Annotated in this window: 11 protein-coding genes; 3 read left to right on the forward strand and 8 right to left on the reverse strand. The window is 75.0% G+C overall.

Annotated features, from left to right (window positions below):
• Positions 1-35 precede the first annotated feature (35 nt).
• A complete protein-coding gene (locus tag ACTMTB_RS17515) occupies positions 36-824 on the reverse strand; it encodes a PPOX class F420-dependent oxidoreductase (RefSeq protein WP_441146898.1) in 789 nt (262 codons plus the stop codon).
• A gap of 59 nt (positions 825-883) precedes the next feature.
• On the opposite strand from ACTMTB_RS17515, the gene ACTMTB_RS17520 reads away from it, so the two are divergent.
• On the forward strand, positions 884-1,303 hold the full coding sequence (locus tag ACTMTB_RS17520) for a VOC family protein (protein WP_441146900.1): 420 nt from the start codon (positions 884-886) through the stop codon (positions 1,301-1,303).
• Here ACTMTB_RS17520 and ACTMTB_RS17525 read toward each other — a convergent pair.
• Complete coding sequence (locus ACTMTB_RS17525) at positions 1,296-2,423, reverse strand: hypothetical protein (protein WP_441146902.1); 1,128 nt, start codon at positions 2,421-2,423, stop codon at positions 1,296-1,298. The genes ACTMTB_RS17520 and ACTMTB_RS17525 overlap by 8 nt on opposite strands.
• Before the next feature lie 288 nt (positions 2,424-2,711).
• Between ACTMTB_RS17525 and ACTMTB_RS17530 the strand changes: the two genes are divergently transcribed.
• Both ACTMTB_RS17530 and ACTMTB_RS17535 read left to right on the forward strand, forming a co-directional pair.
• Positions 2,712-4,259, forward strand: coding sequence for a gluconokinase (locus tag ACTMTB_RS17530; RefSeq protein WP_441146904.1), 1,548 nt, complete (start codon positions 2,712-2,714; stop codon positions 4,257-4,259).
• A 48-nt stretch (positions 4,260-4,307) separates the two neighbouring features.
• Positions 4,308-5,828, forward strand: a complete 1,521-nt coding sequence (locus ACTMTB_RS17535) for a GntP family permease (RefSeq protein ID WP_441146906.1) — start codon at positions 4,308-4,310, stop codon at positions 5,826-5,828.
• A 129-nt stretch (positions 5,829-5,957) separates the two neighbouring features.
• Here the strand turns inward: ACTMTB_RS17535 and ACTMTB_RS17540 are convergent, their stop codons facing one another.
• From ACTMTB_RS17540 to ACTMTB_RS17565, 6 genes are all read right to left on the reverse strand, one after another.
• A complete protein-coding gene (locus tag ACTMTB_RS17540) occupies positions 5,958-6,242 on the reverse strand; it encodes a putative quinol monooxygenase (RefSeq protein WP_441146908.1) in 285 nt (94 codons plus the stop codon).
• Between the two features lie 85 nt (positions 6,243-6,327).
• Entirely contained in the window at positions 6,328-7,086 is a 759-nt protein-coding gene (locus ACTMTB_RS17545) for a MerR family transcriptional regulator (protein WP_441146910.1), read from the reverse strand.
• A gap of 162 nt (positions 7,087-7,248) precedes the next feature.
• Positions 7,249-9,528: a putative bifunctional diguanylate cyclase/phosphodiesterase gene (locus ACTMTB_RS17550; RefSeq protein ID WP_441146912.1), complete on the reverse strand. Its 2,280-nt coding sequence runs from the start codon at positions 9,526-9,528 to the stop codon at positions 7,249-7,251.
• A gap of 328 nt (positions 9,529-9,856) precedes the next feature.
• Positions 9,857-11,374 carry a hypothetical protein gene (locus ACTMTB_RS17555; protein WP_441146914.1) on the reverse strand — a complete coding sequence of 506 codons (1,518 nt, stop codon included), beginning with the start codon at positions 11,372-11,374 and terminating at the stop codon, positions 9,857-9,859.
• Between the two features lie 49 nt (positions 11,375-11,423).
• Positions 11,424-12,512 (reverse strand): hypothetical protein, encoded by a 1,089-nt coding sequence (locus ACTMTB_RS17560; protein WP_441146916.1) that lies wholly within the window; start codon positions 12,510-12,512, stop codon positions 11,424-11,426.
• Positions 12,509-13,912: an MFS transporter gene (locus tag ACTMTB_RS17565; protein WP_441146918.1), complete on the reverse strand. Its 1,404-nt coding sequence runs from the start codon at positions 13,910-13,912 to the stop codon at positions 12,509-12,511. Before ACTMTB_RS17565 ends, ACTMTB_RS17560 begins: the two co-directional genes overlap by 4 nt.
• Between the last annotated feature and the right edge of the window lie 44 nt (positions 13,913-13,956).

The following is a 13,956-nucleotide window of genomic DNA, read 5'->3' on the forward strand; positions in this document are numbered from 1 at the left end:
TCCATGGTGCGGCAGCCCCGCCACCCGGGCGCTGGTCAGGCCGGTCGGTCCGGCGGCGTGGTGAGGGCGAAGTGGACGGTACGGCCGGTGCGCCGCCGCCCGAGGCGGTGAGCCAGCGGCACGAGCACGCCGTGCAGCACGGGGTACTTGCGGACCAGCAGCCGGGCGGCGTGCCGCTCCTCGTCGCCGGTGAGCCGACGCGCGGTGGTCTCGACGGCCGGGCCGGTCGGTCGGCCGCGGGCGGTGGACGGGGCGACGGTGACCCTGGGGTCGTTACGGATGCGCCGGGTCTTGCCGGCCCGCTCGAAGCTGCGCACGTACGCCCGGTCGCCGTCGACAACGATGCTCACCGCCGTGCCGACCGGGGTGCCGTCGCGGCGGAAGCTGGTCAGCAGCACGGTCTTCTGCCGGGTGAACGGCGCCCACGCCGGTGCCGCGCCGACCTCGACCGCGCCGAGCACGCCGCCGAGTTCGCGCCACCGGGCCACCAGCGCCGCCGCCGCCAGCGCGGCGGTGAGCCCGACCAGCCAGGTCTGGCCGGCGCTGCCGCCGAGGTGCCGGTCGGCGAGGTGGGTGCCGGTGTGCGCGAGCGCCCCGGCGAGGTATCCGGCCAGGGCGACCGCCGGCGCGTCGGCCCAGATCGCGGCGAGGAGCAGGGTCACCCCGATGCCCAACTGGAACGCGCCGACGTCGTGGACGAAGTGGTGGCTGCCGGGAAAGTTGACCGCCTCGGCGAAACCGTCCGGTCGGCGCAGCGCCCACCCTCCGACCAGCAGTGCGGTCAACCCGAGCAGGGCGCAGGCGGCCCGGACGAAGATCCTCATGCATACCTGACGGAACGCCGTAGGAGAACGTGACGGTCCCCGGCGGTACGGTCCGGGGCATGGAACAGCGGATCAGCCTGATCACCCTCGGCGTCGCCGACCTCCCGCGCGCCCGGGCGTTCTACGAGCGCCTCGGCTGGCGGGGCCAGGAGGTCGAGGAGACCGTCTTCTTCCAGGCCGGTGGTCTCGCCCTGGTGCTGTGGGGCCGGGAGAAACTGGCCGCCGACGCGGGCGTGCCGGACACCGGCCCGGGCGGCCTGACGCTGGCGCAGAACGTCCGTAGCCGCGCCGAGGTCGACGCCGTGCTGGCCGCGGCGGAGCAGGCCGGCGCGCGGATCACCCGCCCGGCGGCGGAGACCTTCTACGGCGGCTACGCCGGCTTCTTCACCGACCCCGACGGTCACGTCTGGGAGATCGCCTGGAACCCGGGGTTTCCGCTCGCCGACGACGGCACGCTCACCCTGTCCGACCTCAGCTGAACACGGTGCGCCGCACCCCCCGGTGACCGGCGCAGGCGTCGCGCCGACCGCCGGTGAGGCTGACCGCGCCGTCCTTGCACTGGACCAGGTAGCCGCGCCCCGCCCAGAAGTTCTGTGCGCAGTCGAAGAAGTCGCAGAGCCGGTGGTCGGGCCGGCGGACGCGCTCGCCGCCGCAGAAGTCGTACCGCATGGGGTTGGTCGGGGCGCCGCAGCGCCGCTCGGCCGACGGCGAGGGCGCGGCCGGCGAGCGGCGGGGCTTCGCCACGGCGGACGGCGAGGGCGCGGCGGCGCGGGGCGCGGCCACCCGCGCGGGCACCGGCGTGGCGGCGACGGCGACGTCGGAGCCGGGGCTGACCGGCGGGTCGGCCTCGAAGAGGACCGCGGGCACGACCAGGGCGAGCGCGACGGCGACGGCGACGGTGCGCCGGCCGCCGGGGATGCGCCCGGCGAGCCGGGCCTGCCCGGGGGTGGCGATCGCCGGCCGGAACGGCCGGGTCTGCTCGTGTTCGGCGATCAGCTCGTCGAGCTGCGCGATCACCGCCGCGCGCTGTTCGATGGCGTCGGCGAAGGCCAGGGTGAGGGTGAACCGGAACTCGGCCGCCGCCGTGGGCGGCACCAGCAGGCCGCAGGTGCGCCGCCGGTCGAGGACCTGGATCAGCGACACCGGGGCCGCCGCGTCGTGGGACAGGCCGGTCATCTTCCCGTACGCCCAGTCGCGCCGGCCGCGTCCGCCGAGCAGGACCAGTCGGCGGTTGGTGATGACGGCCACGCCGGCGTCGGTGGCCCGGACGCCGTCGGGGAGCCGGTGGCGCAGCGGCGCTGGCAGCGGCTCGACGGTCAGGTCGGGTGCGGGCAGCACCGTGGTGTGCCGGACCTCGACCAGTTGCGCGGCGGGCAGCGCCCAGAAGACCACCTCGCCGGGGGCGAGTTCCAGGGGCAGGCCGTGGCCGGCCGCGACCGAGCCGTGCAGGTCGACGGCGAGGGTACGCAGTCGCCGCAGCTCATCGTCGCGCTGTCGCCACGCGCGCTCGGCTTCGCGGTATGCCCGCTGCCGGCGCTCGTTCTGCTTGCGCGCCCAGGTGTAACGCCAGGTGGAACCCGTCGAATCAGTATCTGCCACGCCGACTCCTTCGCCGCGCGAGCCACCAACCGGGGTGTCATCCGGATCAACGGTGGCGGCGAGTCCGGCGGACACGCCGAAGCGCGCGAACCACCCGATCGGGTGACCAATCCGGACGATTGGTGGATGCGCTGCGTCGATTCACGTTCGCCTCGGCAGGAGGCCGGCGGCGGCGCCGGCCGAGGCGGGATCATCCGGTGCGCCATGCGGGGTGCCCTCACCCTCGGTAACGTCAGCCGCAGCCGGACGGCGACGGGGCTACCCGGCACGTCAGGCGGAGGTGGGCTGGTGGGCGCGAGGAGCGACAGGGTCGTGCTCGGCGTCGACATCGGCACCACAAGCACCAAGGTGGTCGCCTACGACACCGAAGGCGAGCAGCTCGCCCACCATTCCGTGGGCTATCCGCTGGACGAGCCGCACCCGGGTTGGGCGGAACAGGACCCGTCGACCATCTTCGACGCGGTCGTCGAGTGCGTCCGTACGGTGGCCGGCGAGCTGCCCGGGCCGGTGGCGGGCCTGTCGTTCAGCACCGCCATGCACAGCCTGATCGGCCTGGACGCCGAGGGCGTCCCGTTGACCCCGTCGGTGACCTGGGCGGATTCCCGGGCCAGCGCGCAGGCCGAGCGGTTGCGGGCCGCCCCGCCGGGGCTGGCGCTGCACCGGCGTACCGGCACGCCGGTGCACCCGATGGCGCCGCTGCCGAAGCTGGTCTGGTTCGCCGAGCAGGAGCCGATGGTCTTCGAGCGGGTCGCGCACTGGGTCGGCATCAAGGACTACGTGCTGCTGCGCCTGACCGACGCGCTGGTGACCGACCACTCGGTGGCCTCGGCCACCGGGCTGATGGACATCCACCACCTGGTCTGGGACGCGCAGGCGCTGGGCATCGCCGGCATCGTCGAGGAGCAGCTGCCGCAGCTCGTCGCGACCACCACGGTGCTGCCCGGCCTCACCGCCGCGGCGGCCGTGGCGACCGGGCTGCCCGCCGACACCCCGGTGGTGGTCGGCGCGGGCGACGGCCCGCTGGCCAACCTCGGCCTGGGGGCGGTCCGGCCAGGCGTGGTGGCCTGTTCGATCGGCACGTCCGGGGCGATGCGGGTGGCCGTGGAGCGGCCGGCCGTCGATCCGCTCGGCGGGGTGTTCTGCTACGCGCTGACCGAGGAGCGCTGGGTGGTCGGCGGCGCGATCAACAACGGCGGCATCGTGCTCCAGTGGGCCGGCGACGCGCTGGCTCCGGAACTGGGCGAGGACTCCGAGGAGGAGCTGCTGGCGCTGGCCGAGCGGGCGCCGGTCGGGTCCGGTGGGCTGATCATGCTGCCGTACCTGCTCAGCGAGCGGGCGCCGCACTGGAGCGCGCTGCCGCGCGGGGCGTACGTGGGGCTCACCCACGGCCACCGCCGCGAGCATCTGATCCGGGCGGCGCTGGAGGGGGTGTGCCAGCAGCTCGCCCTGGTGCTGGCCTCGGTACGGGCGGCCGGCAACGAGGTACGCGAGATCCGGGCCAGCGGCGGCTTCGCGCGCAGCCCGCTGTGGCGGCAGATCCTCGCCGACGCGCTCGGCATGCCGGTGCGGTTTCCCGCCGGGCACGAGGGTTCCAGCTTCGGCGCGGCGCTGCTCGGCATGCAGGCGCTCGGGCTGATCCCGTCCATCGACGTCGCCGCCGACCTGGTGGACATCGACGAGACGGTACGCCCCGACCCGGCCGCCGCCGCCACCTACGCCGCGCTGCTCCCGCTCTTCTCCGAGCTGTACGACGCACTCGTCCCGACCTTCGCGTCGCTGCGACGGCTGGCCCCGAGCCTGCCGCCGGAACCGTCACCCGCCCCCGCACCCATGTGATCGCCCGTCCCGCACGGGACCGGACGCCGTCCGAAGGTCGTGATTACCGTGACCACTGTCCTCGCCGCACCGGCCGAGCTCACCGACGCCGGTGACGCCCAACTGATCGTCGCGGCACTGCTGGGCATCGCCGCGGTGGTGCTCCTGATCGCCTGGGGCAAGGTCCACCCGTTCCTGTCGCTGATCCTCGGCGCGGCGGTGCTCGGCGTGGTCGCCGGCGTCTCCCCCGAGAAGATCGTCACCTCGTTCAGCGGCGGCGTCGGCTCCACGGTGGGCGGAGTCGGCCTGCTGATCGCGCTCGGGGCCATGATCGGTGGCCTGCTCGCCGAATCCGGCGGCGCGGACGGCATCGTCGAACGGGTGGTCGGCCGGGTCTCCGGCACGGCGCTGCCCTGGGCGATGGCCGGGGTCGCCGCCCTCATCGGGCTGCCGCTCTTCTTCGAGGTCGGCGTCGTGCTGCTGGTGCCGATCGTGCTGCTGGTCTCGTTGCGCACCGACGTACCCCTGATGAAGATCGGCATCCCGGCGCTGGCCGGCCTGTCGGTGCTGCACGGCCTGGTGCCGCCGCACCCGGGCCCGCTGGTCGCGATCGACGCCCTGGGCGCCAACCTCGGCCAGACCCTCGCGCTGGGACTGCTGGTCGCCATCCCGACGGTGATCGTCGCCGGTCCGATCTTCGGCAACTTCATCGCCCGCTACGTGCCCGCCACCGCCCCGGAGGCGTTGCTACCCACCCGGCGACCGGCCGCGCTCGCCGGCGGGCGGGGTCCGGCGGCCACCGGTCGCGGCCCGCTCGACGCCGACGGCGACCTGGTCACCGAGGACGACCTGGCCAACCCCGGCGCCGGGCGCCCGGGTGAGCCGATCGACGAGGCCGCCACCGCGCGGGTACGGGCGCGCCGCGCGCCGGCCCTGTGGGCCGCGGTCATCACCGTCCTGCTGCCGGTGGTGCTGATGCTGCTGCGGGCGATCGGCGAGCTGACCCTCGACGAGGGCACCGCCGGCCGCAAGGCGCTGGACATCGTCGGCACCCCGATCGTCGCCCTGCTCGCCGGCGTCATCTTCGCGATGATCTTCCTCGGCTACCGGACCGGTTTCAGCCGCACGCAGGTCTCCGCCTTCCTCGGCGGGTCGCTGCCGCCGATCGCCGGCATCCTGCTGATCGTCGCCGCCGGCGGCGGTTTCAAGCAGGTGCTGGTCGACGCCGGGGTGGGGAACCTGGTCGCGGACGCGGCCGAGGGCGCGAACCTCTCGCCGCTGCTGCTGGGCTGGCTGGTGGCCGTCGGCATCCGGGTGGCGACCGGCTCGGCCACGGTCGCCACCATCACCGCCGCCGGTATCGTCGCGCCGCTGGCGGAGACCCTCCAGGGACCGGAGGTGGCGCTGCTGGCGCTGGCCATCGGCTGCGGGTCGCTGTTCTTCTCGCACGTCAACGACGCGGGCTTCTGGCTGGTCAAGGAGTACTTCGGATTGACGGTCGGACAGACCATCAAGAGCTGGTCGGTGATGGAGACGATCATCTCGGTGGTCGGCTTCCTCGGCGTCCTCCTCCTCGACCTCCTGCTGTAACCCCCCCCCCGCCCCCACCTCGCCCCCGCCCGTCGCCAGTCGGGCCGGCACTTTCTGAGAAAGAGGGCCCATCCAGCGCGGAACAGCCACTCTTTCCGAGAAAGTGCGCGGATCTTTACGCGGGGGTGGTCAGGGGGCTTCGACGGCGGAGATGCGGTAGCGGTGCACCTCGGCGCCGAGGATCGCCGCCACCTGCTCCTCCGCTGGGCCGGAACCGCGGAAGGCGAGCAGTTGGTCGTCGCTGTCCCAGCGCTCGTAGACGTTGATCCGGCCCGGCTCGACCAGGTCGGCGCTGATCGCGAAGTCCACGCAGCCGGGCGCCGAGCGCGCCTGCCGCACGGTCTCGGCGCAGGACGCCAGGTAGGCGTCCCGCCCGGCCGGGTCGACGTAGAGACTTCCGGCGACGATGAGCACGGTGACCTCCGGTGGTGTGGTGGGGCGGTCCGCCTGACAGGCACCAATATGCCTGCCAGGCGGGAGCCGCACCCCCCACACCGACTCAGGCGCGCGTGATCGCGTTGGCGTGGATCGCCTCGTTCAGGTACGCGGCCATCCCCGGCGCGATCGCCTCGTAGTGCGCGGTGAACCGCGGATCCGCCACGTACATCTCGGCCAACCCGGTGTGGATCTCGTAGGAGCAGTCGTAGAACCAGCGGCTGATCAGCTGCCGGTGCTCCTCGGCCAGCGCCATCGCCGCCGGCGAGTCCGCCGCCGCCCCGGACGCCATCACCTCGACGAACCGCCGTCCCCAGTCCTCGTTCTCCGCCTTGTTGCGCAGCCAGTCCTCCTTCGAGTAACTGGCCACCCGCCGGTTCGACTCCCGGTACGCGTCGGTGCCGCCCCAGCGCTGCTGCGCCTCCTCGGCGTGCACGTCCGGGTCGAAGTCCCCGAAGACCTCGAACCGCTCCTCCGGGGTCAGATTGATGTTCATTCTTCTCGCCTCCATCGCGAGCTCGATCGCGGTCACCATCTCCTGGAGCTTCCCGATCCGCCCGCTCAGCAGCTCGTGCTGCCGCCGCAGGTGCGCCGCCGGGTCGGCGGTCGGGTCGGCGAGGATCGCCGCGATCTCCTCCAGCGGGAACCCCAGCTCCCGGTAGAACCGGATGTGCTGCAGGCGCTCCAGGTCCGCGTCGTCGTAGCGGCGATAACCCGCCGCGGTGCGTCCGCTGGGCGACAGCAGCCCGATCTCGTCGTAGTGGTGCAGCGTCCGGACCGTCACCCGGGCCGCCTTGGCCACCTGCCCCACCGTGTACGCCATGGTTTCCCTCCCTTCCGCGACCAAGGCTCCCGCCTGCCGTTGCGTGAGGGTCAAGCCCGATTCTGCGCCCCTCGTCACACCCTCGGCGAAGCACTCCGCCTGCTTGCCGGTGGTCAGCCGCTGGCCGGCGTACTCGGCGGGCCGTCCGGCCGGGCCGACCGGTCAGACCGGGGCGGAGACCGGGCGCAGGTCGGCCAGGCGGCCGGGGCGGCCGTAGCGGTAGCCCTGCCCGTGCACGCAGCCGATCGCGGTGACCGCCGCGTGCTGCTCCTCGGTCTCCACCCCCTCGGCCACCACCGTCAGGTCGAACGCGCCGGCCAGCCGGGTCACCATCTCCACGGTCGCGTACGCCCGGGCGTCGGTGTCGAGCCGGGAGACGAACGACCGGTCGATCTTCAGCTCGGTGGCCGGGATGCGGTGCAGGTAGCTCAGCGACGAGTAGCCGGTGCCGAAGTCGTCGATGGCGATCCGGATGCCCAGCTCGCGCAGCTGGCCCAGCCGCTCCAGCACCGCCTCGCTGCCGTCGATCAGCGCCGACTCGGTCAGCTCCAGGGTCAGCGCGCGGGGGGCCAGCCCGGCGCTGGCGGTGGCCGCGGTGACGGTGGCGATCAGGTCCGGCCGGCGCAGGTGGGCGGCGGCGATGTTCACCGCGACGGTGGCCTCCGGCGCCCGTTCCCGCCAGGTCGCGGCGGCCCGGCAGGCCTCGTGGATCACCCAGCGGTCGATCGGCACGATCAGGCCGGTCTCCTCGGCCAGCGGCAGGAACGCGGCCGGCCCGAGCAGCCCCAGCCGGGGATGCCGCCAGCGGACCAGCGCCTCCGCGCTGCGGACCGCGCCGGTGGCCAGGTCGACGATCGGCTGGTAGTCGAGGTGCAGCTGCTGCTCGTCGACCGCCCGGCGCAGGTCGGCGATCAGCTCCGCCCGGGTCACCGCCGACTCGCGCAGCCCCGGCGTGCAGGTCCGGTACGCGGACTTCCCGGCGGCCTTGGCCGCGTACATCGCGATGTCGGCGTCGCGCAGCAGGTCGGTGTGGGAGGCGTGCTGCGGGCCGTACTCGGCGATGCCGATGCTGGCCGACGGGTGGATGCCGACGTCCTCCTCGCCCGCGGAGGGTTGCAGGGCGGCGAGCAGCCGCTCGGCGAGCCGTTCCGGCGCGACCGGGCCGTCCCCGTCGACCAGCACGGCGAACTCGTCCCCGCCGAGGCGGGCGATGGTGCCGTCGTCGCCGATTGCGTCCCGCATCCGGTCGGCGATGCTGGTCAGCAGGGTGTCCCCGGTGGCGTGCCCGAACCGGTCGTTGACCTGCTTGAACCCGTCCAGGTCCAGCAACAGGACGGCGACCGGCGGCCCGTCGCGCAGCGCCCGGCGCAGCCGCCGGTTGAACATCAGCCGGTTGGGCAGCCCGGTGAGCTGGTCGGCGTAGGCGAGCCGGCGCAGCCGCGCCACCAGGCGGAGGTTCTCGTTGGCGGCCAGTCCCTGCCGCAGCGCCAGAGCGCCGAGCAGCGCCATCATGCCGATGAAGACCAGGTGCGGGGTCTGCCCGGTGGGGTGCCGGGCGAGCACCACCGCGATGATCGCCCCACCCACCGGCAGGTACGGCAGGGCGACCCGCCACCAGGGCGGCAACGGCGACTCGACGCCCTCGTCGCCGCCCTCGCCGACCGGCGGCGGCGGGTACGTGGTGGCCACGCCGATCAGCAGGTAGCTCAGCGGCCAGCAGACGTCGATCACGTGCCCGGGGGCGTAGGTGTTGTGCGCGACGAGCGAGACGTAGACCGCGTCGGCGCCGGCCCGGGTGGCCAGGCTCGCGCCGATCAGGGTCAGCGGCCGCCAGATCGGGCGGGACGGGCCGGCCACCGCCACCAGGATGGTCAGCTGCATCAGGTCGAGCATCGGGTAGAGCAGGCCGAAGGTGCGCAGCGGGTCGGCCAGGTCGGCGTCGGCGATGTCCCGGAACACCACCACCCAGCCGATCGGGATCAGGGCCAGCGCGACGATCACCCCGTCGAGCAGCGTGCGGGCCCGGCCCACCGCGCTGCGCGGGGCGGCGAGCGAGCAGAGCAGGGCCGCGGTGCCGGTGAGGATGCCGGCGGTGAAGATGGCCCCGATCAGCGGGGTGTGCGGCAGTGTCTCGCCGCCGAGGCGCTGAACCGTCCACAACGTGCGGCCGGCGGTGGCGAGGGCCATGGTGACCGCCAGCAGCGTCCAGAACCGGCGCAGCGTCGCGGGGTGCCGGCGGGCCGCGCCGACGCAGGCCACCGTCGACCACCCGGCCACCGTGATCGCGCCGACATCGTCGGCCAGGGCGGCGCCGGGCAGCGCGGCCGTCAGCCAGACCGCCTCGACGAGGACGACCAGCGCCGCGGCAACCGCGCCGACCCGTCGAGCACGGGTCGGGCGGGACGGCGCGACGGCCTCTCGGCGGGCGTCATCGGGCAGCACGATGGTCGCTCCGGCTCTCTCTCCTGTGCGCACCTCGACGGTGAGGACCGGTCACGGGCGGCGAACCATCGCAGCCTAGCCAGCACGGAGGCACCTCGCCAGGGCCGATGGACCCGGGCAGGACCGTCCGTCCAGGACGGTCGGACCGGCGCGACGGCGGACGCGACGGCGGGCGCGACGGCGGGCGCGACGAGCTGTCCGGCCAGAAAGGACGCGGGGCGGCGCGGCGGTCAGCCGCCGCCGTCGGCGTCGGCCGGCCCAGGCCCGTGGGCGGTGGCGGTGTCCGGGCCGGGCCCGTAAACGGTGGCGGTGCCGGGCCCGCCGCTGCTCAGGCCCAGTCCTCGGCGGGGTCGGCGTCGCTCGCGGCGGGCGCGTCGTCGGAGCGGGTGGGCGGGGGGCCGCCGTGCGTCCACGGCGTCTCCTCCGGCGTCGGGAAGGCCCCGGCGGGCAGGAACGCCTCGGACAGGGTGGTGTAGCAGAGCCGCTCCCCCACCTCCGGCACGCTGCCCGGCGCCGCGGTCAGCCCCCGGCCCATCGCGCCGGAGAGCTCCAGCACCACCTCGGTCTTGCCGTCCGCCGCCGGGGTCAGGAAGACCACCCTGGCCTTCTGCGTCGGCCGGGCCGGCGAGTAGAGCGTCGTGCCGACCGGCATCAGCACCGGCTCGGTGGTGACGAGCTGGATCCGGGGGCGCAGCACCGGCCGCTTCCCCGTGTCGTCGACCCGCCTCGGGTCGGCCAGCGTCACGTCCCCGACGAACGCCTCCCCGGTCAGCCGGTGCTCGGCCATCACCAGCGGGTCGTCGTAGGCGCGCTGCACCGCGTACGTGGTCAGGGCGCGTTCCAGCCGGTGCAGCCGCTGGGCGGCCACCACCGCGCCGTCGCGCCGGGGCTGCGGGCCGCCGCCGGCGTCGACGTGCTCGGCGTGGCCGGTGAAGGCGTCCTTGTCGCCGTCCCAGCGGCCGGCCACCCGGGCGCCGGGCGGCAGGGTCCGCAGCAGCCCGACGCCGCGCCACATCAGCTCCCAGGTGGGCGCCAGCTGGTCGCGCAGCACCCGCTCCAGCTCCGCGTACGCCGCGCCGCGCGCCACCGGGTCGTCCCCCGCCTCGGCGTACGCGGCGACGGCCGGGGCGAGCACCCGGTTGTCGAACTCGGGGTCGGTGGCCGGGCCGGCGGGCGGACAGACCACCGGGTCCTCGGCCCGGGCGGCCGCCTGCGCCCCGGTCATGCCGGCCGGCGGATCGATCCAGCCGAGCAGCGCCGGCAGGTGCAGGTCCTCCACCACGCTCTGGCCGGTGGCCCAGTGCAGGCTCAGCGCGTCGGTCGTCGCCACCAGCGCCGACGAGCCGGGGTGCTCGGCCCGCTCGGCGAAGAAGGTCAGCCAGCGCCCGAGCAGCGGCACCGACGGGTGCACCGGATGATCGCCGTCCGGGCGGCGGAACCGGGTCGAGCGGCCCAGCAGCCGCAGGAAGGTGATCCCGGCCGGGTTCGGCACCAGCAGCTGCGGCGCGTCGACGTACCGGTGCCGGACGTCGCGGCCCCGGTCGACCGGCACCGCCTCGGTGCCGTCGCGGAACTCGTCGAGGTAGGGCAGCACGGTGGCGGCCAGCTCGGCGGCGAAGCGGAAGCGCTGGTCCCGATTGCGGGGCTGCGGCACGATCAGCAGCCGCGCCTCGTCGGGGGCCGCGCCGACCAGCGCCGCCAGTGGCGCGTTCGCCTCGCCGGCCATGGCCAGCGGCACCACCACCAGCGGACGCGCGGACAGGTGCAGGTGCCGGACGGTGGCCACCGGCTGGGCCACCCCGGCGGCCAGCGCCTGCGCCCTGGCGAGAGCCCGGAGCGTACTCATGCGTACCGCCGGATCGGGGCGGCCGGCGCGCGGCGGGCGCGGGGCGTACTCATGCGGGGTTTCCGGCGAGGGCGTCGGCGCGCAACCGGGCGGCGGCCCGCAGCAGCGTGGCGGCCTCATCCTGCTCGGGCTCGGGGGCGCGCTCGCCGGTCGCCAGCGCCAGCACCTCGGCGACGGTGGCGACGCCGCCCAGCGCCTCGCGGACCGGCCGGCCCAGCGCCCCGGTGTGCCCGCCCGCCTCGTTGCGGCAGAAGTACGCCAGCTCGCAACTGGCCAGGCACTCCGGCGCGTAGCGGGCCGGCACCCCGCGCAGGCCGGCGGCCAGGGTCGCCGGGTCGGCGGTCGGGTCGGCGGTGAAGTCCGCCGGCACGGTGTCGAGCAGCGCGTCCAGCTTCGCCATCCGGTCGAGCTGCCGGCGCAGCACCAGCAGCTGCTTGCGGACGTCGAGCAGGCTGGCCACCGGCCGGTTGCCGAAGTCGCGCGGGCAGATGAGCACCACGTCGTGCGAGACCAGCTCCTCGGGGTGCCCCTCGGCGGCGAGCAGTTCGCGCAGCGCCAGCACGTAGACGGCGGACTGGATGGCCGCGGCGGCCACCTTCGCCGGGTCGGCCTGCCCGTCGACCACCGGGAAGGACTTGATCTCCACCACGTGGAACCGGCCGCCGAGCCGGGCGGCGACCAGGTCGGGCTCCAGGTGCACCCGCTGGCCGGCGACGTCCAGACCGAGCAGCGGGTGGTCGAAGAGCGCCGCCTCGGGCCCCTGGGCGGTCAGCGCCCGGCGGGACCGCTCGTGCCGGTCCGGCAGGTCGTCCGCGCCGCCGAGGTCTGTCCAGCCGGCCCGCTCCGGCACCGGTACGCCGAGCCGCTCGGCGACCAGCCGCAGCAGCTCCGCCCCGCCGTCGGCCTTCACCTGTGACTCGAAGGCGTTGCCCCGGGTGATGGCGAACCGCGACTGTCCGAAGCGGGCCGGGAAGCCGATCGCCTCCGCCAGCCTCGGCTTGTCCACCCCGGCGCCGTCCAGCACCGCCCGGCGGGCGCAGCCCGGGTTGCCGGTGAGCGCGGCGATGGTCCGGGCGTTGTGCCGCTTCGGGGGCAGGTCGCCGCGGATCGCGGCCAGGCGCTGCGCGGTGCTCGTCACGATCCGCCAGGATAGGCGCTCAGCGCCGGTTCGGCCGGGACGCGGGCCCGGCGGACCAGCACGGCGGTCGCCACCGCGGCGAGCAGGGCCACGCCGGTCATCGCCCAGAGCACGGTACGCAGGCCGCCGGTGAAGCCGGGGTCGGCGAGCCGGCCGGCGGTGGTGCTGGCCAGCACCGCGCCGACCACCGCGATGGCGACCGTCTCGCTGGCCAGCCGAGCCGTGTTGATCATCCCGGCGCCGGTGGCCGCCCGGTGCGCGGCGACGCTGCCGATCGCCATGGCGTCGAGCAGGCCGATCGACAACCCCACCCCGACGCCGATGGTCAGCAGCGGGCCGGCCAGGGCGGCGGTGCCGCTGTCCGGGGCGAGCACGGTGGCCCAGGCGGCGCCCACCGCGACCACCGCCACCGAGGTGACGATCACCGCCGGGGCCGGCACCAGCCGGGTCAGGGCACCGCTGAGCAACGGCAGCACCAGGGTGGGCGCGGTCAGCAGGATGAGCGTGGCGCCGGCCGCGCCGGGGCTCATCCCGACGACCGTGGTCAGGTACGACGGCAGGTAGACCAGCAGCGGCACCAGCACCGCGACGATGGTGGCCGCCGCCAGGCAGATGCCGAGGAAGCGGGGGCTCGCCAGCAGGGCCAGGTCGAACATCGGCTCGGGCCGTCGGCGTTCCACCCGGACGAAGGCCACCAGCAGGGCCACCGCCGCGGCGAAGGCCGCCACGATCACCGGGGCGGACCAGCCCAGCTCGGGGCCCTGCACGAAACCGAAGATGAGCAGCAGCAGCGCGGCGGTGAAGGTGACCGTCCCGGGCCAGTCGATCCGCCCGGCGTGCGGCTGGCGGGACTCGGGCAGCAGCGGGGTGAGCGCCAGCACCGCCACGGCGGCCAGCGCCGGCGCGGCGAAGACCGCCCGCCAGCCGAACGCGGAGATCAGCAGGCCGGCGATCGAGGGCCCGAAGGCGAGGCCGACGCCGATGGTCGTCCCGAAGATGCTGAACACCCGGGCCCGAGCCCGGCCCGGGAAGGCGTGGGCCAGCAGGGCGGAGGCACTGGTCGCGGCGGCGGCCGCGCCGACGCCGGACAGCGCGCGCAGCAGGTCGAGCAGCACGATGTTCCCGGCGACCGAGGCGAGCAGCCCGGAGCCGGCGAAGATCGCGACGCCGGTGACGAAGACCCGGCGCCGGCCGAGCAGGTCCGCCAGCGCCCCGGTGGCCAGCATGAAGCTGGCGAAGGTGGCGTTGTAGCCGTTCACCACCCACTGCACGCCGGCCAGTCCGGCGTCGAGGTCCCGCCCGATGTCCGGCAGGGCGACCGACGCGCCGGTCAGCGAGACCGGCAGCGAGAGGGTGGACAGCAGGACGGCGACCAGCACGACGGCCGGGTGGTTACGCAAAGATTCTCCCCGTTCGGACGGCGGCCCCAGCCTAGAACGCGGAG

Source organism: Micromonospora sp. L32, assembly GCF_052068055.1.
Lineage (GTDB): Bacteria > Actinomycetota > Actinomycetes > Mycobacteriales > Micromonosporaceae > Micromonospora > Micromonospora purpureochromogenes.

Excerpts from the sequence above, each read along its gene's own strand:
- ACTMTB_RS17515 (WP_441146898.1), bottom strand. The coding sequence starts at position 824 with ATGAGGATCTTCGTCCGGGCCGCCTGCGCCCTGCTCGGGTTGACCGCA.
- ACTMTB_RS17520 (WP_441146900.1), top strand. The coding sequence starts at position 884 with ATGGAACAGCGGATCAGCCTGATCACCCTCGGCGTCGCCGACCTCCCG.
- ACTMTB_RS17545 (WP_441146910.1), bottom strand. The coding sequence starts at position 7,086 with ATGGCGTACACGGTGGGGCAGGTGGCCAAGGCGGCCCGGGTGACGGTC.
- ACTMTB_RS17555 (WP_441146914.1), bottom strand. The coding sequence starts at position 11,374 with ATGAGTACGCTCCGGGCTCTCGCCAGGGCGCAGGCGCTGGCCGCCGGG.